Annotated in this window: 16 protein-coding genes; 11 read left to right on the plus strand and 5 right to left on the minus strand. The window is 72.8% G+C overall.

Annotated elements, in window-relative coordinates; genetic code table 11:
* Nucleotides 1–104: 104 nt before the first annotated feature.
* From CBOVI_RS02615 to CBOVI_RS02635, 5 genes are all read left to right on the plus strand, one after another.
* A complete protein-coding gene (locus CBOVI_RS02615) occupies nucleotides 105–1,112 on the plus strand; it encodes a biotin--[acetyl-CoA-carboxylase] ligase (protein WP_010267604.1) in 1,008 nt (335 codons plus the stop codon).
* Between the two features lie 52 nt (nucleotides 1,113–1,164).
* Entirely contained in the window at nucleotides 1,165–1,713 is a 549-nt protein-coding gene (locus tag CBOVI_RS02620; RefSeq protein ID WP_010267608.1) for a hypothetical protein, read from the plus strand.
* Nucleotides 1,714–2,011: 298 nt separating this feature from the next.
* Nucleotides 2,012–3,280, plus strand: a complete 1,269-nt coding sequence (locus tag CBOVI_RS02625) for a 5-(carboxyamino)imidazole ribonucleotide synthase (RefSeq protein WP_050798222.1) — start codon at nucleotides 2,012–2,014, stop codon at nucleotides 3,278–3,280.
* A 222-nt stretch (nucleotides 3,281–3,502) separates the two neighbouring features.
* Nucleotides 3,503–3,979, plus strand: a complete 477-nt coding sequence (gene purE, locus CBOVI_RS02630) for a 5-(carboxyamino)imidazole ribonucleotide mutase (RefSeq protein WP_029157823.1) — start codon at nucleotides 3,503–3,505, stop codon at nucleotides 3,977–3,979.
* An 8-nt stretch (nucleotides 3,980–3,987) separates the two neighbouring features.
* Nucleotides 3,988–5,175: a YdcF family protein gene (locus CBOVI_RS02635; protein ID WP_125186235.1), complete on the plus strand. Its 1,188-nt coding sequence runs from the start codon at nucleotides 3,988–3,990 to the stop codon at nucleotides 5,173–5,175.
* Between the two features lie 89 nt (nucleotides 5,176–5,264).
* Here the strand turns inward: CBOVI_RS02635 and CBOVI_RS02640 are convergent, their stop codons facing one another.
* From CBOVI_RS02640 to CBOVI_RS02660, 5 genes are all read right to left on the minus strand, one after another.
* A complete protein-coding gene (locus tag CBOVI_RS02640; RefSeq protein WP_125186236.1) occupies nucleotides 5,265–5,471 on the minus strand; it encodes a hypothetical protein in 207 nt (68 codons plus the stop codon).
* 120 nt (nucleotides 5,472–5,591) lie between these two features.
* Nucleotides 5,592–6,434: a carbohydrate ABC transporter permease gene (locus CBOVI_RS02645; RefSeq protein WP_125174589.1), complete on the minus strand. Its 843-nt coding sequence runs from the start codon at nucleotides 6,432–6,434 to the stop codon at nucleotides 5,592–5,594.
* Complete coding sequence (locus CBOVI_RS02650) at nucleotides 6,434–7,651, minus strand: carbohydrate ABC transporter permease (RefSeq protein WP_232625811.1); 1,218 nt, start codon at nucleotides 7,649–7,651, stop codon at nucleotides 6,434–6,436. The genes CBOVI_RS02645 and CBOVI_RS02650 overlap by 1 nt, the downstream gene beginning before the upstream one ends.
* An 82-nt stretch (nucleotides 7,652–7,733) precedes the next feature.
* Nucleotides 7,734–9,038 carry an ABC transporter substrate-binding protein gene (locus tag CBOVI_RS02655; protein WP_010266939.1) on the minus strand — a complete coding sequence of 435 codons (1,305 nt, stop codon included), beginning with the start codon at nucleotides 9,036–9,038 and terminating at the stop codon, nucleotides 7,734–7,736.
* 341 nt (nucleotides 9,039–9,379) lie between these two features.
* A complete protein-coding gene (locus CBOVI_RS02660) occupies nucleotides 9,380–10,495 on the minus strand; it encodes an ABC transporter ATP-binding protein (protein ID WP_010266936.1) in 1,116 nt (371 codons plus the stop codon).
* A gap of 62 nt (nucleotides 10,496–10,557) precedes the next feature.
* On the opposite strand from CBOVI_RS02660, the gene CBOVI_RS02665 reads away from it, so the two are divergent.
* From CBOVI_RS02665 to CBOVI_RS02690, 6 genes are all read left to right on the plus strand, one after another.
* The gene (locus CBOVI_RS02665; RefSeq protein ID WP_010266933.1) at nucleotides 10,558–11,949 is read left to right on the plus strand and encodes a sensor histidine kinase; all 1,392 of its coding nucleotides are present in this window, start codon (nucleotides 10,558–10,560) and stop codon (nucleotides 11,947–11,949) included.
* A gap of 286 nt (nucleotides 11,950–12,235) precedes the next feature.
* Complete coding sequence (locus tag CBOVI_RS02670; RefSeq protein ID WP_050798207.1) at nucleotides 12,236–13,030, plus strand: response regulator; 795 nt, start codon at nucleotides 12,236–12,238, stop codon at nucleotides 13,028–13,030.
* 134 nt (nucleotides 13,031–13,164) lie between these two features.
* Nucleotides 13,165–14,184, plus strand: coding sequence for an ATP-binding cassette domain-containing protein (locus CBOVI_RS02675; protein ID WP_010266930.1), 1,020 nt, complete (start codon nucleotides 13,165–13,167; stop codon nucleotides 14,182–14,184).
* Nucleotides 14,185–14,188: 4 nt separating this feature from the next.
* Entirely contained in the window at nucleotides 14,189–15,067 is an 879-nt protein-coding gene (locus CBOVI_RS02680) for a DUF2705 family protein (RefSeq protein ID WP_010266928.1), read from the plus strand.
* A gap of 405 nt (nucleotides 15,068–15,472) precedes the next feature.
* Nucleotides 15,473–15,952 (plus strand): CAP domain-containing protein, encoded by a 480-nt coding sequence (locus CBOVI_RS02685; protein ID WP_010266925.1) that lies wholly within the window; start codon nucleotides 15,473–15,475, stop codon nucleotides 15,950–15,952.
* Nucleotides 15,953–16,225: 273 nt separating this feature from the next.
* On the plus strand, nucleotides 16,226–17,161 hold the full coding sequence (locus CBOVI_RS02690; RefSeq protein ID WP_029157772.1) for a restriction endonuclease: 936 nt from the start codon (nucleotides 16,226–16,228) through the stop codon (nucleotides 17,159–17,161).
* The last annotated feature ends 17 nt before the right edge of the window (nucleotides 17,162–17,178 follow it).

The raw sequence follows: 17,178 nt of genomic DNA on the forward strand, positions 1-17,178 counted from the left end.
GGGCCGCGGGCGGGCCCGGACCCGGGGGAGGGGTGTCCCCCGACGTGCGGACCCGTCGTGCGGACCCGGCCCCGTACTCCCCGGGGGCACCTAGGGTGGGTCGCATGACCTCCCCCCGCCGCGCCGCCCCGTCCCGCCCCCCGTTCGACGTGCCCAGGCTCACGGAGTCCCTCCTCGACCTCGGGTTCGCCGACGTCCGGGTGGTGGACCGCACCGGGTCGACGAACAGCGACCTCGTCGCCGCGGCGGGCGAGGGTGCCCCCGACCTCACCGTTCTCCTCGCCGAGGAGCAGGTCGCCGGCCGCGGGCGCCTCGGCCGCACGTGGTCCGCGCCGGCGCGCAGCCAGCTCATCGTCAGCGTCCTCGTGCGCCCGGCCGTCGCCCCGGACAGGTTGGGGACCCTGCCGCTGGTCACCGGCGTCGCGCTGGCGGAGGCGGTGCGGGGTCTGGGGGTCGACGCCGCGCTGAAGTGGCCGAACGACCTCATGGTCGGGGACCGGAAGCTCGCGGGCGTCCTCGTCGAGGCGGTGCAGTTGACGCCGCGCCCGGCGGTCGTCGTGGGGTTCGGGCTGAACGTGGACCTGCGGGAGGACGAGCTGCCGGTCCCGCACGCGACGTCGCTGGTCCTCGAACGCGCCCGCGCGGCCGGTGACGGTGCCGGCGACGCTGCCGGTGACGCGGCGGCGGGCGACGCGGCCGGCGACCCTGCCGGCGACACCGCCGGTGACGCGGCGGTCGGCGTCGACCGGCAGGCGTTCACCGTCGAGGTGCTGCGGCGGTTCGTCGACTGTCAGCGCCGGTGGCGGACCGGCGACGCGACCGTCGACGACGACTACCGCCGCCTCTGCGCGACCCTCGGGTCGGAGGTCACGGTGACCCTGCCCGGCGACCGCACGGTCCGCGGCACGGCGCTGCGCGTGACGCCCACCGGGGAGCTCGTCGTCCGCCCCGCCGCCACCGACTCCGCCACCACGCACTCCACCGCCCATGCCGCCACCACGCACTCCACCGCCCCCGCCGCGGAGGTCACCGTGTCCGCGGGCGACGTCACCCACCTCCGCCCGGCGACGGGGGGCCCGGACGGTGGCGGGGCCGGCGCACGCGCACGGTAGCCTGTGACGTGTCCGTCGGGACCTGACGGGAGAGGACGGGAAGGAGAGGCGCATGGCGGCGAAGATCCGCTTCGAACCCGGTGAGCAGCTGCTCGCCGAGCTCAACCCGTCGCGGCGCAGCGTCGTCTTCCCCGTCCTCGAACTCGTGGTCCTCACCGGCGTGCTGTGGCTCGCCATCGGCGCCGTCGACGGCTGGCTGGACAGCCTCCTGCGCACGGCCCAGGGGTGGACCGCCCACCGGCCGCTCGACACCGCCGCCGCCCTTCCCGGGAACCCGCAGGTCACAGTAGCCGTGTGGCTGCGGCGGGCGCTCGTCGTCGTGTGGGTCGTCGCCGCGTGGCGGCGGTGCCTGCGCCACCTCCTGTTCCGCCGGCGCAGCCGGATGCTCCTCACCGACCGACGGCTCATCACGGCGACCGGGCACATGCGCAGCGAGATCGGGCAGTTGCCGTTGTCGGAGGTCATCGACGTCTCGTCCCGGGGGAGGACGGTCACCCTCCACATCCGGGGGAGCATGTACCCGGTCGTCCTCCACGACGTCCCCTCCCCCCGGAAGTTCATCCGGCTCCTGCGGTCGGCGCTGCCGGTGCGGTACCGCTGACGCCCGCCGGGCGGTGCGGCGGACGGGTGTCGGGGGTCGACGGCGCGGGGTCGACGGCGCGCACCGGGCGGGGTGCCGTGGGGTCCGTCGGCGCAGCGGGGCAGGTCGGGGGCCCTGTCCGGGGTACCCGGTATAGTCAGCAGCCGTGAGTGAGCCTGCATCTGATCCCGTGTCCGACGCCCCCGCGCGCCCCGGCGCCGACCCCACCCCGGCCGACCCCGGCACCACCGCCGGGAGCACCGCCGGGTCCGCCGTGGGGGACTGGCGGCTCGCCCGCCCGGAGGCCCACGCCCCGGGCATGCCGCTCGTCACCGTCATCGGCGACGGCCAGCTCGCCCGGATGACCCAGCAGGCCGGCATCGAACTCGGCCTCACGGTCCGCCTGCTCGCCGCCGCCCCGGACGCGAGCGCCGCGCAGGCCACGGGTGACGTCGTCCTCGGTGACTACACCGACCCCGCGCACGTCCGGGCCGTCGCCGCGGACGCCGCCGCCGTGACCTTCGACCACGAGCACGTGCCGAACGAGATCCTCGACGAGCTCATCGCCGACGGTGTCAACGTCCAGCCCCAGCCGTCGGCGCTCATCAACGCGCAGGACAAGCTCGTCATGCGCCGCCGGCTGCGGGAGCTCGGCGCGCCCGTCCCGCCGTTCCTCGACATCACCTCGGTGGAGGACGCCACCGGGTTCCACGACGCCGTCGACGGCGCGGTGTGCCTCAAGGCCCGCCGGGGCGGCTACGACGGCAAGGGCGTGTGGTTCCCCGAGGGCCGGGAGGAGACCGCGTCGCTCGTCGCCGACCTGCTGGAGCAGGGCGTGCCGCTCATGGCGGAGAAGAAGGTCACCCTCGTGCGCGAGCTGTCCGCGATGGTCGCCCGCCGGCCGTCCGGCGAGTGCGTGGCCTGGCCCGTCGTCGAGTCCGTGCAGCGGGACGGGGTGTGCGCGGAGGCCGTCGCCCCGGCGCCGTGCGACGGCTCCGACGGGGCGCGGGCGGTGCTCCGGGACGCGGAGGCCCTCGCGGTGGACGTCGCCCGGGAACTCGGGGTCACCGGGGTCCTCGCGGTCGAGCTGTTCGAGACGACGGACGACGCCGGGCAACCGCAGATCATCGTCAACGAACTGGCGATGCGGCCGCACAACACGGGTCACTGGACGCAGGACGGGTGCGTGACCAGCCAGTTCGAGCAGCACCTGCGGGCGGTGCTCGACCGGCCGCTGGGGTCGACGGCCCTCACGGCCCCCGTGACGGTCATGGCGAACGTCCTCGGCGGCGCGACCGACCCGGCGACGCCCCTGCCCGAGCGCATGGACGAGGTGTGGCGGCGGTTCCCCGGGGCGCGGATCCACGTGTACGGCAAGGAGTGGCGGCCGGGGCGGAAGCTCGGCCACGTCACGATGACGCTGCCGGTCGGGGTGGCGGGGGGCGGCGTCGTCCCCTCCCCGGAGCGGGGGGCCGGTGAGGCGACCGGACCGTCGGAGGACCAGGTCGCGACGCTGCGGGCGCAGGCGCGGCTGGCGGCGGGGTACCTCGTCGACGCAGAGTGGGAGGACGGCTGGGCCCCCGAGTGACCCGCCCGCGCGGCCACGGCCCGACCCCGACCCGGCCGCGCGACCACAGCCCGGCACGACGGGCACACCCCACCCCCGCGGCGACAGCCCGACCCCGACCGACCTCACATGACCAGGGAGAACACGATGACCAGCGATGACACGACCCGGACCACCGACACCGGCACCGACCCCCACCGCGACGACGCCCCGGGCGGCCGACAGCCGCTCGTCGGGCTCGTCATGGGGTCGGACTCGGACTGGCCGACGGTCGAACCCGCGGCGGACGTCCTCGTGGAGTTCGGCGTCCCGTTCGAGGTCGGCGTGGTCTCCGCGCACCGCACCCCGGAGCGGATGCTCGACTACGCGCGCACCGCGCACACCCGCGGCCTCAAGGTCGTCATCGCGTGCGCGGGCGGCGCGGCCCATCTGCCCGGCATGATCGCCGCCGCGACGCCGCTGCCGGTCATCGGCGTGCCGCGCGCGCTGGGGAACCTCGACGGGCTGGATTCGCTGCTGTCGATCGTGCAGATGCCCGCGGGCGTGCCCACGGCGACGGTGTCCGTCGACGGTGCGAAGAACGCCGGCCTCCTCGCCGTGCGCACGCTCGCCGTCGGGGACGACGCCCTGCTCCAGCGCATGGTCGCGTACCAGGAGGCGATGCGGGACAGTGTGCTGGACAAGGACCGGGCGCTGAAGCGTCGGCTGCTCGGGAACTGACGGGACCTGTGGAGACGCTGCTGCTCGGCGCGGTGACCGTCGCGCTGCTCGTCGCGGTGGCGGCGACGGCGTGGACCGTCAAGACCCGCTCCCGCTGGGCGGGCAACGGGCTCATGGTGCTGCTCTGCGCGGAACTGGGGTGGGGGTGGGTCCTCGCCGCCGTGCACGGTGCGCCCGCCGAACGCCCCGCGGTGTGGGCGTGGGCCGGGGCGACGCTCGTCCTGGTCATTGTCGCGGCGGGTGTCGCCCGGCTCATGGGCGACGACCTCCCCGGTGCCGACGGCCGGGGCTGGGTGCACCTGAGCAGCGTCGTCGCGGCGGTGGCGGCGTGCGGTCTCGGCGCCGCGGCCGTGGTCCTCGCCGGGTGGCGGGGCATCCCGTCCGCCGGGTCGGGCGGCCCCGACGCTCCGGGCGGCCCGGGCGGTTCAGCGCACGTCGGCGCCGGCTGGCCGGCCGACGCCGGGTGGTGGGCGGTGCTGCTGCACGTGCTCGGCTGGGTCGGGATTGTCGCGTGGGTGTACGTGGTGGGGTCGTTCCTGCGCTACCTGCGTCTCATCCGCACGTCGCGGTCCCGCCCGGCCACCCCGCCCGGCGACCCGGCCCCTGACGCCGGGACCACCCTGCCCGGCGACCCGGACGCTGACGCCCCGGCCACCCCGCCCGGCGGCGGTCACCCCGCGGGCGCGCAGGAGGCGGGGACCGGCGGCGACGTGGATGCCGTCGTCGTCCTCGGGGCGGCGATCCTCGGCGACCGGGTCAGCCGGCTGCTCGCCGGCCGGTGCGACCGTGGGCGCGAGGCGTGGGAGGAGCTCGGACGCCGGCCGCTGATCATCGTCTCCGGGGGCCAGGGTGACGACGAGGTGTGCACCGAGGCGTCCGTGATGCGCCGCTACCTGGTCGACCGTGGTGTGCCGGAGGACAGCGTCGTCGAGGAGGGCACCGCGACCGACACCGGGGAGAACATCGACCGCAGCCTGGACATCCTCAACGACCGGGGCATCGGGGAGCCCGTGATCGTCGTGTGCACGAGTGACTTCCACGTGCCGCGCACGGAACGGATCGTGGGGGTCGTCGGCGCGCGGCGGCCGGTGAGGGCGCGGGTCGTCGGGTGCACGACGGCCCGCTCGTCCCGACCGGCCGCCTACCTGCGGGAATTCGTCGCGTTGTCCGTGCACCGGGTGGCCGGGAAGGCCTGAGCCCCCGCCCGCCGCGACCGTCGCCCGCCGCAGCCGCGACCGTCGCCCGCCGCCGTCACTGTCCGCCGCCCGCGCCCGCGCCGCCCCGCTCAGAGCCGCCGACGCCACCGCCACGCCAGCCACGTGAGCACCAGCAGGACGAGCAGCAGCACGGACGGCCCGACCGAGGGCTCGTCGCGGAAGAGATTCCACACCGCCCGGACCAGCGCAAGCACCGTGAAGAACCCGAGGAAGCCCAGCACGGCCTCCGCCACGAGGCGCTGGCGCTGCCGGTCGTTGCCGTTGCCGCTCGTCATGACGGTCAGCGTAGCGGCCCCACCCGCCCCCGCGCCCGCCGGCCCGCGCGCATCCCGCCCCGCGCCCGCCGGCCCGCGCGCATCCCGCCCCGCGCCCGCCGGCCCCCGCGGCCCCCGCCCCTACTTGACCCCGCCGGCGGTGAGCCCGGAGACGATCCGCCGCTGCAGCACGAGCACGAGCACGACCAGCGGCACGGTGACGAGCGCGCCGGCGGCCATGGTCGCGGCGTAGGGGAACTCGTAGGCGCTGGCCCCGCTGAACCGGGCGATGGCCACGGTGACGGGTTCGGTCTGCGGGGTGGAGAGCTGCTGGGCGAGCATGAACTCGTTCCACGTCGCGATGAACGCCAGGATCGCGGTGGTGAACAGCGCCGGCGACGCGAGCGGCAGGATGACCTTCCGGAACGCCTGCCCGCGGGAGGCTCCGTCGACCCGGGCCGCCTCCTCGAGCCGCCACGGCAGGTCGCGGAAGAAACTGGTGAGCGTGTAGACCGTCAGCGGCAGCACGAAGGAGATGTTCGGCAGGATGAGCGCCCGGTACGTCCCGATCCACCCGATGTTGGTGAACAGCTGGAACAGGGGCGTGACCAGCGCGATCCCGGGGAACATGGACGCGGCGAGGATGATCCCGGTGACCACGCCCTTGCCACGGAAGTCGACCCGGGCGAGCGCGTAGGCGGTGAACACGCCGACGGCCAGGGCGATGATGGTCGTCGCCGCGCCGACGATGAGCGAGTTGCCGATCGCCCGCAGGAAGTTGTTCCCGGCGTCGGTGGCGAGCGCGTCGCGCATGTTCTCCAGCGTGAGGTGCGACGGCAGCGGGTTCGTCGAGAAGGTGTGGTCCTTGTCGCGGAACGCGGTGACGACCATCCAGTAGAACGGCGCGAGCCCCCACACGAGGATGAGCACCACGCCCAGGTAGTTGCCGACGGTCCCGGCGACGGTCCTCCGCAGCGGCGTCATCACCGGTCACCGTCCTTTCCGGTCTCGTGGTTCGGGGTGGGGTTCGGGGTGTGGTCCGGGGGCAGGGTCGTGGTCCGGTTCAGGGTCGTGGGGTGCGCGGTCCCCACGGGTGCCGACGCCCCGACGCGCGCACCCGTCGCGCCCGCCGGGGGAGTCGCCGGGGAGCCCGGGGTCGCGGTCCGCCGCGGGGTCGCGGCGTCGTCCCCCGACCCGGGCCCGGAGCCCGGCCCCGACCCCCGCCGCCCCCGGAACCACCGGCGACGCGGGCGGTCGCCCGTCCCCGCGACATCGGCGCCGAGGAACCGCACCATGACGAACGCCACGGCGAACACGAAGAGGAAGATCAGCGTGGACAGGGCGGACGCGGACTGCGCGTTCCCGGACTTCGTGTCCGTGATGACCAGCTGGGAGATCACGGCGGTGGGCGAGTTCGACGACCCGGAGATCATGATGACCGGCAGGTCGTACATGCGCAGGGCGTCGAGCGTGCGGAACAGCACCGCGACCATGAGCGCCGGCCGGATGAGCGGCAGCGTGATCCGCGTGAACTGCTGCCACCGGGAGGCGCCGTCGACGCGCGCGGCCTCGTACACCCCCTGCGGCACCATCTGCAGCCCGGCGAGGATGAGCAGCGCCATGAACGGCGCGGTCTTCCACACGTCCGCGACGATGACCGCCGCGCGCGCCGCCCACGGGTCGGTCGTCCAGTGGATCTGCGTGCCGAGCAGGGAGTTGGCGATGCCCTGGTCGGCGAAGATGAACTGCCACAGCTTCGCGGTCACCGCGGTGGGGATCGCCCACGGCACGAGCACGGCCGCGCGGAGCAGGCCCCGCCCGAGGAAACTGCGGTTCATGACCAGGGCCATCGCCATGCCCAGGCAGGTCTCGAGGGCGACGGTGACCACCACGAAGAACAGCGTGATCGCCACGGCGGGCCAGAAGTCGGTCGCGAGCTGCCCGGGGGCGCACTGCGTCGCCTCCCCGGAGGGGGACATGCACCGCTGGGTGAGCCAGTACAGGTAGTGCTCGACGCCCGCGAACCCGCCGGTGACGAACATGCCGGTCTCCGGGTCGAGGTGCTTGTTCGCCTCGAAGGACAGGCCGACCGCGCGGACGACCGGGTATCCGATGACGACGGCGAGCACGAGCATCGCCGGGCCGACGAGCCACAGTGCGCGGAGGTCTCTGCGGGGGCGGTGGCCTGTCCTGGGTTTCATGGGTCCTTCCCGGTCGGGGGCGGGGGTCCGGCGGGTGAGCGGGCCCGGGCCGCGGGGGAGCGGCCCGGACCCGGGCGGGGTGCTACCCCGAGATGTTCTCGATCGCGGTCTTCATGTCCTCGGTGGCCTTGTCGACGTTCTTCCCGCCGGTGATGGCGGCGTACGCGTTGTCCTGCACGGCCTTCGAGACCTCGTCGTAGCGGGGCGAGGCGGGGCGCGGGCGCGCGTTCTCGAGGGACTTCTTCAGGGCCGGCAGGTACGGCTGGTCCTTCTGGAGTGCGGGATCATCGTAGACGGAGGCGAGCACCGGGGGGAAGGACGCCTCGGCGAAGGACCTCTGGTTCTCCGGGCTGACGATGAACTTCATGAAGTCGAGCGCCGTGGCCTTGTGCTTGGAGTTCACGTTGATGCCGTTGTTGTACCCGCCGAGGGTGGAGACCCCGGTGCCGTCCTTGCCGACGATCGGGGAGACCGCCACGGAGTCCTTCACCGCGGACCCGTCCTTGCGGGCGTTGGTCCACATGTACGGCCAGTTCACCGCCATCGCGGTCTGCCCCTGGGTGAAGGCGAGGTTCGTCTCCTCCTCGGTCGTGCCGGTCGAGGCGGAGGAGATGGTGCCGTCGCGGTAGGCGTCGACGAGCGCGGTGAGGCCGGCGCGCGACTCCGGCTTCGTGACCTGCGGCTTCTGGTTGTCGTCGAGGAGGCCGCCGCCCCAGCCGTACATGGCGTCGACGGTGCTGATGGTCAGGCCCTCGTACTGCTTGAGCTGCATCGTCAGGCAGTCCTGCTTGCGGTCGCGGACCGCGGCGCAGGCCTGCTTGAGGTCGTCCCAGTTCTTCGGGGCCTCAGGCACGGCGCGGGTGTCCCGGTAGAGCAGCTGGCCGTTGGTGTTCTGGGGCAGGGCGTACAGGGTGTCGCGGTAGGTCGCGGACTCGACGGGGGCGTCGAGCATCGCGGACGTGTCGACCGCGAGGTCGCCGGTCAGCGGGGTGAGCCACCCGTTGGCGGCGAACTGGGCGGTCCACACGACGTCGAGCGCCATGACGTCGACGTCGGAGGAGCCGGACTGCAGCGTCTGGACGAGGGTGTCCCGCTGGGAGTCCGCCTCGCCGGCGAGTTCCCGGAGGGTGACCTTCTCGTCGGGGTGGGCGGCGTTCCAGGCGTCGATGATCGGCGTGAGCTTGTCGGTGTCGTTCTTGCCCATCGCGAAGGTGATGGGTCCCCGGGACGTCGCGGCGGCGGGGTCGCCCGCAGGGGAGGCGGTCTGCTCCGAGCAGGCGGCGAGTGCGGCCCCGGCGGCGACGGCGGTCACCGCGGCGGTGAGGGGGAGCAGCACCGTCCGACGGGGACGGCGTGACGACGGTCGGGTGTGGGTGGTCCGTGTCATGGCGGGACCTTTCTGTCGCTGATCTGTCGCTGTGTGTGTCCGGGCCCGGCCGCGCGGCCCGGGGTGGGCGGGCTCGGCCTGACCTGCCGGGAACGCGCCGTGACCTGCCCGGACCGTGTGGCCCGGCGGGCCCGGGACGCTGCGCGCATCCGGAGGGGTGATGACCCGGGGGGGTGACCGCCGACTCCAATGTGCTCCGACCACTATAAGGCCCTGATCGGGGGTGAGATGAAGAAACCGATCAATGTGCAGCCCCCGTGCCTGCCCCCGCAGGGGCGGCCCCGCGTCCCCCGGTGCGCCGTGCGGGGTGGGCCGTCCCCCCCTCAGCGCCCCCGCGCCGGTCAGCGCACGGTCGCGAGGCGGCGGCCGTCGCCGTCGGCGGCGAACCAGTGGAGCGTGGCGTCGTCCCTGACCTCGACACCCACGGTGTCACCACGGCGGGGGAGGGCGTGCCCGGACTCGCGGACGATGAGCTCGCCGACACCGGTCGTGGCGTGGACGTACGCGTCCGCGCCGAGCTCCTCGACGAGCGTGACGGTCGCGCGCAGGCCCCGGTCGGGGGAGTCGACGACGCGCAGGTCCTCCGGGCGCACCCCGACGATCACGCCCGCACCGCCGGCACCGCCCGCACCCCCGGCACCGCCGGCACCGCCGCCGATCCATTCCCGCACGTCACCCGGCACGTCGGGCAGGCTGAGCCCGGCCACGGTCCCGTCGGCGGAGGGCAGCAGGTTCATCGCCGGCGACCCGATGAACCCGGCGACGAACGCGTTCGCCGGCTCGGCGTACAGCTCCCGCGGCGGCGCGACCTGCTGGAGCTCCCCGTCGCGCAGCACGGCCACGCGGTCGCCCATGGTCATGGCCTCGACCTGGTCGTGCGTGACGTACACGGTCGTCACGCCGAGTTCCTCCTGGAGGCGGATGATCTGCGCGCGGGTCTGTACGCGGAGTTTCGCGTCGAGGTTGGACAGCGGCTCGTCCATGAGGAAGACCTGCGGTTCGCGGACGATGGCCCGGCCCATGGCCACGCGCTGCCGCTGCCCGCCGGAGAGGTCCTTGGGCCGCCGGTCGAGGTGGTCGGTGAGGTCGAGCATCGCGGCGGCCCGTTCGACGCGCTCGGCGATCTCCTTCTTCGGGGTCTTCGCGATGGTGAGCGCGAAGCCCATGTTCTCCCGGACGGACATGTGCGGGTAGAGGGCGTAGTCCTGGAACACCATGGCGATGTCCCGGTCCTTCGGTTCGGTGCCGGTGACGTCGCGTCCGCCGATGGAGAGGGTGCCGCCGGTGGTGGCCTCGAGCCCGGCGAGGGCGCGCAGGGTGGTGGACTTGCCGCACCCGGACGGCCCGACGAGCACGAGGAACTCGCCGTCGGGGATGGTGAGGGACATGTCCGCCACGGTCGGGCGGTCGGCCCCGGGGTAGCGGATGGACACGTGGTCGAACACGACGTCAGCCATGCGCGGAATCATACCGCAGCACGACCCGCCGGTCGGGGGGTTCGTCGTAGACTGCGGAGTCGATGACCCCCGTGAACTCCCCTGATCCGGTGTCGGGTTCGACGCCGCCCTCCCGCCCCGTGGCGCCCCGGACCTCCGGCCCCGCCGTGCCGTCCGACGCGCGGGGTGTGTCCGCGGGCCCGGCCCGTCAGAGTTCGAGCACCCGTCGGATCCTCCGGTACGGCGCGCTCGGCGACCCGGATGTGCCGTGGTGGCGTGACCGGGGCCTGTGGATCCAGGCGGTGGTCCAGGTGCCGTTGTTCGTGACGTTCGGGTACGGGGTCAACGCGTCGATGTTCGAGCTGCCGGTGCTGGTGCGGAGTGTCGCGGTGGTGGGGTACATGATCGCGTTCGTCGGGCTGCTCGTGCAGCGGCGCCGCCCGCAGCTGGGCGTGGGGACGGTCGCGTTGGGGTTGATCCCGGTGCTCATCGGTGAGCCGGGGAATTACGTGCTCGCGTACGGGATCGTGTGCCGGGAGGCGTGGTTCATCGCCGCGTACATCGTGCAGGGTCGGCGGTGGTGGCTGGCGGCGCTGGTCACCGGGTCGTTGGCGGGTGTCGGCCTCACGTTGCCGGCGGCGTACGTGTTCTACCGGTCGTGGTCGACGCAGGACCTGTCGTTCCTGCTGATGGACTCGTTCTCCCGGAACGTGGCGATGCTCAGCGTCTACGGCCTCCTGGCGCTCGTGAGTATCGCCCTGTTCTGGCAGCTGGGGCTGCGGACCCGCCGCCGGAACGAGGAGGTGGCGACGTTGGAGGCCCGCGCGGAGCTCGCCGCGGCGACGGAGCGCAACCGGATCGCCCGGGAGATGCACGACATCGTCGCGCATTCGCTCACCGCGGTCATCGCCCAGGCGGACGGGGGCCGGTACATCGGCCGGAAGGACCCGGAGAAGGCCATCGCGGCGTTGGAGTCGATCAGTTCGACCGGCCGGGAGGCTCTGGGGCAGATGCGGGAGTTGCTCAGTGTGCTCCGGGAGGACGGGCCGCGGAGTGCGGACTCGGTCCCGGGGGTCGACGACGTCCCCCTCCTCGTCGCGGACGCCTGCCGCTCCGGGGCGGACGTCTCCCTGGAGTCCGTGGGGGCGGCGCGGCCGGTGCCGGTGGCGGTGGGGTTGACGGTGTACCGGTGTGTGCAGGAGGCGTTGACGAACGTGCTCAAGCACGCGGGGCCGACGCGCGCGTCGGTGGTGCTGGACTGGTCGACGCCGTCGTGGCTGCGGGTGCGGGTGGACAACGCGCCGGGGGAGGGCCTGGTGACGGGGCAGCCGGCGTTGTCCGACTCGGCCGGTCAGGGGCTCATCGGCGTGGCCGAGTGGGCGCGGATCCACGGTGGGCAGGCGCGGTGGGGGGCGTCGTCGGTGTACCCGGGCGGGTGGGTCGTGTGCGTCGCGGTCCCGGTGCCGAAGGGGTGACCGGTGCGGCGTGCGGACTGCGACGGGCACGGCGTGCGGCGGGACGGCGGGACCGGTGCGGCGGTCGGCGGGACACGGGCGTGGAGGGGGTGCGATGCTGAGGGGGGGCGTCGTCCCCCCTCCCCGCCCCGGCCCCGGGCGGCCCCGGAGGACACGGCAACCGATCCCGACCGAGAACCACGGAGGAGCAGCAGTGACACATCCCGCAGAGGCGTCGGCGGCCGGGCCCGCGCGCGTGACCGTGGGCCTGGCGGACGACCAGCAGCTCGTGCGCGCCGGGTTCGCGATGGTGATCGACTCGCAGGACGACATGACCGTGACCTGGCAGGCGCGGGACGGGCGCGAGGCGGTGGAGAACGCGCGGTCGGCCCCGGTGGACATCGTGCTCATGGATGTGCAGATGCCGGGGATGAACGGCATCGACGCGACCCGGGAGGTCGTCGCGTCCGGGGTGGTGGGGCCGGGCGGGGAGCCGACGCGCGTGGTCGTCCTCACGACCTTCGACAACGACGAGTACGTCCTCGGGTCCATCACCGCCGGGGCCAGCGGGTTCCTGCTCAAGGACGCCGACCCGGAGGAGCTCATCGCCGCGGTGCGGACCGTCGGTGAGCAGGAGGCGGTCATCTCCCCGAAGGCCACGGCGAATCTGCTGCGTCGCATCCGGCAGATGGGTGCGGGTCCCGTCGGGGACGGGGTCGGTGGCCCGGTCGGTGGCCCGGTCCCCGGCGGGGTCGGGGGTGACGACGGAGCCGGTGCGGGTGCCGTCGCCGGGGTGGAGCCGGGGGAGGGGACGACGCCCACCTCCCCGCACCCCGACGTCACCCCGGCTGCGGACGACGACCTCGGGCTCGTCGACCCGCTCACCCCGCGCGAGCGGGAGATCCTCGTGCTCATGGCGCGGGGGCGGTCCAACCAGGAGATCGCCGCGGAGCTGTTCGTGTCCCTGCCGACGGTGAAGACGCACGTCGGGCGGGTGCTCGCGAAGACCGCGTCCCGGGACCGGGTGCACGCGGTGCTCTTCGCGGTGTGCCACGGCCTGGTGTCGCGGGACGGGCTGCTGGAGGACACCGGCGGGCACTGACCCCGCCGGACGCCGCGTGGCACGGTGGTGCACCCGTCGCCGGTCCCGGCTCCCCGCCCCGCCCCGCGAAGTAGCACGACCGCGTCATACCCAGGTCGTAGTCGGGTGACGTGCGGGGATCGTCCTGCCGGCCGATGTGCACCCCCGCCACGATGGGGGAGAGTGGGGTCATGATCACAGTCGACAACCTCACCAAGAAATACGGGCGTACCAATGCGGTCGAGGGGCTGTCCTTCACCGTGCCGGACGCCACCGTGACCGGCTTCCTCGGCCCCAACGGGTCCGGCAAGTCCACGACCATGCGGTGCATCCTCGGCCTCGACCGCCCGACCGCGGGCGGCGCCACCGTCGACGGCGTCCCCTTCAGCAGCATCGAGGCCAAGCCCGCGGCCGTCGGCGCCCTCCTCGACGCCACGTGGTTCACCCCGGGCCGCAGCGGCCGCAGCCACCTGCGCGTCATCGCCCGCGGCGCGGGCATCAGCGACGCCCGCGTCGACGAGTGCCTGGAGATCGTCGGCCTCACCTCCGCGGCGGGGAAGCACGCCGGCGGGTACTCCCTCGGCATGAAGCAGCGCCTCGGCCTCGCCGCCGCGCTCCTCGGAGACCCCCGCCACCTCATTCTCGACGAACCGGTCAACGGCCTCGACCCGGAGGGCGTGAGCTGGATGCGCTCCATGATCCGGCACCTCGCCGGGGAGGGGCGGGCGGTGCTCGTGAGCTCCCACCTCCTCAGCGAGATGCAGCTCACCGCCGACCGGCTCGTCGTCATCGGCCGCGGCCGGCTCATCGGCGAGTACACGATGGACGAGTTCCTGTCCGGCGGCGCGCGCGTCGTCGTCGAGACCGCGGACACCGACCGCCTGGCCACGGCCCTGCGCGGGTCCGGCGCGGAGCTCACCGTGCGCGCCGACCGGCAGCCCCCGGAGCTGGTGGTGGCCGTGCCGGAGGGCGGCGACGAGGCGGAGGTCCGCGCGATGGTCGCGCACACCGCCCTGCGGGAGGGCGTCGCCGTGACGGCCCTCCGCACGGAGAACGAGAACCTGGAGCAGCGCTTCCTCGCCGCGACGGCCGGGGCACAGGAGTACCGCACGGCCAACCACACCGGCGCAGCCCCGTCCGCGCAGCTCACCGACGACACCCGGAAGGCGGTCTGACACCGTGAACACGACACCCGCGCAGAACCAGACACCCGCGCAGAACCAGAACCCCACCCCCGCGCAGACCCCGGCGGCCCCCCGGGGCGGCCGGGCACCGCAGCGGTCGGCGTCGTCCCCGGCGGGCGGGGGCGTGGGCGCGGTCACCGGCCTCGGCCGGGCGCTGCGGTCCGAGACCCTGAAGATCCTCACCGTCCGCAGCACGATCGTGTACCTCATCCTCGCGGCGGGGGCGATGTTCGGGCCGATGGTGCTGGGCAGCCTGCTGTCCGACGGCGACATCGAGTCGTTCACGCTGAACGACCTGCTCATCGGCACGGGCATCGCCCAGGTCATCGTCGTGGCGTTCGGCGCGGCCGGGGCCGCGGGGGAGACCCGCAGCGGCATGGTCGCGCAGGCCTTCCTCACCGAGAGGTCCCGGTCGTTGTGGCTCATCGCCCGGATCATCGTCTCCGCGGTGGCGGCGGCCGTGATGTACCTCATCGGCGTGGTGCTGGCGTGGGCCGTCGTGCAGCTGGTCGGGCCCGGCCTCAGCGCCGACGGGGTGCGGCCGCTCGTCGGCGGGGTCATCGGCATCATGGCCTTCGCGGGCATCGGCGCGGGCATCGGCGCGCTGCTGCGCAACACCGTCGCCGCCGTGGCGGTCCCCGTGTGCTGGCTGTTCGTCCTGGAGTCGATGATCCTCATGGCCTCCAGCGCGTACGAGATGTTCCGGCCCGTCGCCGAGATCCTGCCCGGCGTGCGCGTCGGCGAGCTCAGCGGGAGCAGCACCGGCATGGTCACGGAGTACAGCCCGGTCGTGGACGCGCTGATCGTCATCGCGTGGCTCGTGGTCATCTGCGGCCTGGGGCTGTGGCGCAACCGGCGCGCCGACACGAAGTAGGCGCGGGGGGCGGGGCACACCCGCGGGGCGGGGGCCGGACGCGCCGGATGTGGGGGGAAGGTCGCGCCGGATGTGGGGGCCGGGCGCGCGGAGGCATACACCCGTCACCCCTCCCATCGCCGCCCGTGTGGCGGCGTTGCAGGAGAGGGGAGCGGTCCCCGTGCACGCACCGGACGCCCCGGCCGGTGGACACACTCGGGTGGTGGAACGATCCCCCACTGGCTCCCGCCGACAGGGAGCCGCAAGGAGCTGGAACTCATGTCCACGGTCATCCACCCCCTCACCCGAACTCTCACCCGCGGGCGCTCTCTCACCCGGAGCCGCACTAGTTCCCACGACCGGTCTCTCACCCGGAGCCGAGGCCGCGCGGGGTCCCGTTCCCTCGCACGCTCCGCCGGTGCACTGGTGCTGGTCGGGGTCTCGACGCTCGCCTCCGCCGCCACGGCCGCAGGGCCGGTCGCATCCGCTGAGCCGGTGTCCGCGGCCCCGGTGTCCTCGGTCTCACCGGCACTGTCGGTGGAGTTGTCGTCCGCGCCGGGCGGCGTCGCCACCGGCCTCACCGCGCAGGCCCTCGTGGTGGAGGTCAACGCGTGGCGGGCCGCGCACGGTCTGGCCCCCGTGACGTGGGACCCGGAGCTGGCGCGTGGATCCCAGGAGTGGAGCGACCACATGGCCGCCACGTCCGACCTGCACCACGCCGAGGGCGGGTACGGCGGCGAGGTCCTCTACCTCACGTGGGGCCACGACCCGGAGACGGCGGTCGCCGGCTGGATCAACTCCCCGGCGCACAACGACATCCTCCTGGGCGAGCGCTTCACCCGCATCGGCATCGGCATCGCGCGCAGCGCCGACGGCGCGGACTACGTCACGGGGCGGTTCAGCTGACGGGGGCTTCGGCGGGGTAGGGGCGAGCCTGTGAGTCAATGGCGCATGGTGTTCCATAGCGCGCCCGGCATACGGCAGAAGTCGGCCGACAAGTGCGCTTGGGATGCTGCGCGCGTCATGTCTTTTGCCTATCTGTAGCGCTACTAATGCAACCGAGGTAGTGTCGAGGATGTCCTACGGTGGACATCATGAAGCAATGAGCCATGACGGGAGCTGTTGTGGCTGACCATCCGGAATGTCCGGAGGTATTCGGGAAAGGGATTCGGGAAGTAGATGGCTAGGGACAGTGTTCCGACGATTGACGAATTTCGGCCGGTTGTCTTGCGGGTGCTTCTGGATGGGAAAGAACGCCGGGTTCGAGAAATTGTCGAACTTGTCGCCAATGACATCGGTCTTTCTGCGGAGGCTCGTGAGGAAAAGGTATCTTCGGGCCTTCATCGGTATGTGAACCGTATTACCTGGGCTTGTTCCGGGCTGACATTTGCTGGTCTCCTCGACCGCCCAAAGCGGGGACATTATCGTATCACTGACGACGGTAAGGATGTTGGTAAGCGTGGTTTGGCGAGCTATTCTGAAAAGGATATGCTCGAATGGTCTGCCTGGCGGGCATATCAGCAGGAGGTAGCTGCTCGAAGGAAGAGTTCTCCGGAGGATTCGGACGTTGTTACCGGTGACGACGCCGATCCAATCGATGTTATGCACAGTGCAGAGCATGACTTCAATAATCAAACTGAGACTGCGTTGCGTAAGCGTCTGCAGGAATCGTCACCGGAGTTCTTTGAGAAGGCTGTCATCGAGCTCCTGTGGGCGATGGGGTACGGGGGTGCTCACGGTGAGAAAGAGCATGTCGGCCGTTCCGGTGACGGGGGTATTGACGGTATTATCCGTCAGGATGCGCTGGGTTTGTCCAGCATCTACATTCAGGCTAAACGTTATGCCGACGGGAACAGGGTTGGTGGTCTGGAGATGCGGAACTTTATGGGCTCCCTGGTCAATAGGGGCGGAAACCTGGGTGTGTTCATCACGACGTCGACTTTCCTGAACGCCGCGAAAGAAGCTGCGGCAGTGTACCCGCACGGCACGATCATTCTCATCGACGGGCTACAACTGACAAGCTTGATGCTGGACTACGGGGTTGCGGTCAACACGGCGCGTCAGTTCACCCTCTATGAGATCGACGACGACTTCTTCGAGGATGGCACCGCCTGACGCGGCCGCGCCAAGTC

The organism is Corynebacterium bovis DSM 20582 = CIP 54.80, from assembly GCF_030408615.1.
Classification (GTDB): Bacteria; Actinomycetota; Actinomycetes; order Mycobacteriales; family Mycobacteriaceae; genus Corynebacterium; species Corynebacterium bovis.

Bases quoted from the DNA above. Each gene is read 5' to 3' on its own strand.
- CBOVI_RS02615 (WP_010267604.1), top strand. From the start codon at position 105: ATGACCTCCCCCCGCCGCGCCGCCCCGTCCCGCCCCCCGTTCGACGTG.
- CBOVI_RS02660 (WP_010266936.1), bottom strand. From the start codon at position 10,495: ATGGCTGACGTCGTGTTCGACCACGTGTCCATCCGCTACCCCGGGGCC.
- CBOVI_RS02675 (WP_010266930.1), top strand. From the start codon at position 13,165: ATGTGCACCCCCGCCACGATGGGGGAGAGTGGGGTCATGATCACAGTC.
- CBOVI_RS02670 (WP_050798207.1), top strand. From the start codon at position 12,236: ATGGTGATCGACTCGCAGGACGACATGACCGTGACCTGGCAGGCGCGG.
- CBOVI_RS02650 (WP_232625811.1), bottom strand. From the start codon at position 7,651: ATGAAACCCAGGACAGGCCACCGCCCCCGCAGAGACCTCCGCGCACTG.
- CBOVI_RS02625 (WP_050798222.1), top strand. From the start codon at position 2,012: ATGCCGCTCGTCACCGTCATCGGCGACGGCCAGCTCGCCCGGATGACC.
- CBOVI_RS02655 (WP_010266939.1), bottom strand. From the start codon at position 9,038: ATGACACGGACCACCCACACCCGACCGTCGTCACGCCGTCCCCGTCGG.
- purE (WP_029157823.1), top strand. From the start codon at position 3,503: ATGGGGTCGGACTCGGACTGGCCGACGGTCGAACCCGCGGCGGACGTC.
- CBOVI_RS02645 (WP_125174589.1), bottom strand. From the start codon at position 6,434: ATGACGCCGCTGCGGAGGACCGTCGCCGGGACCGTCGGCAACTACCTG.
- CBOVI_RS02640 (WP_125186236.1), bottom strand. From the start codon at position 5,471: ATGACGAGCGGCAACGGCAACGACCGGCAGCGCCAGCGCCTCGTGGCG.
- CBOVI_RS02665 (WP_010266933.1), top strand. From the start codon at position 10,558: ATGACCCCCGTGAACTCCCCTGATCCGGTGTCGGGTTCGACGCCGCCC.
- CBOVI_RS02690 (WP_029157772.1), top strand. From the start codon at position 16,226: ATGGCTAGGGACAGTGTTCCGACGATTGACGAATTTCGGCCGGTTGTC.
- CBOVI_RS02620 (WP_010267608.1), top strand. From the start codon at position 1,165: ATGGCGGCGAAGATCCGCTTCGAACCCGGTGAGCAGCTGCTCGCCGAG.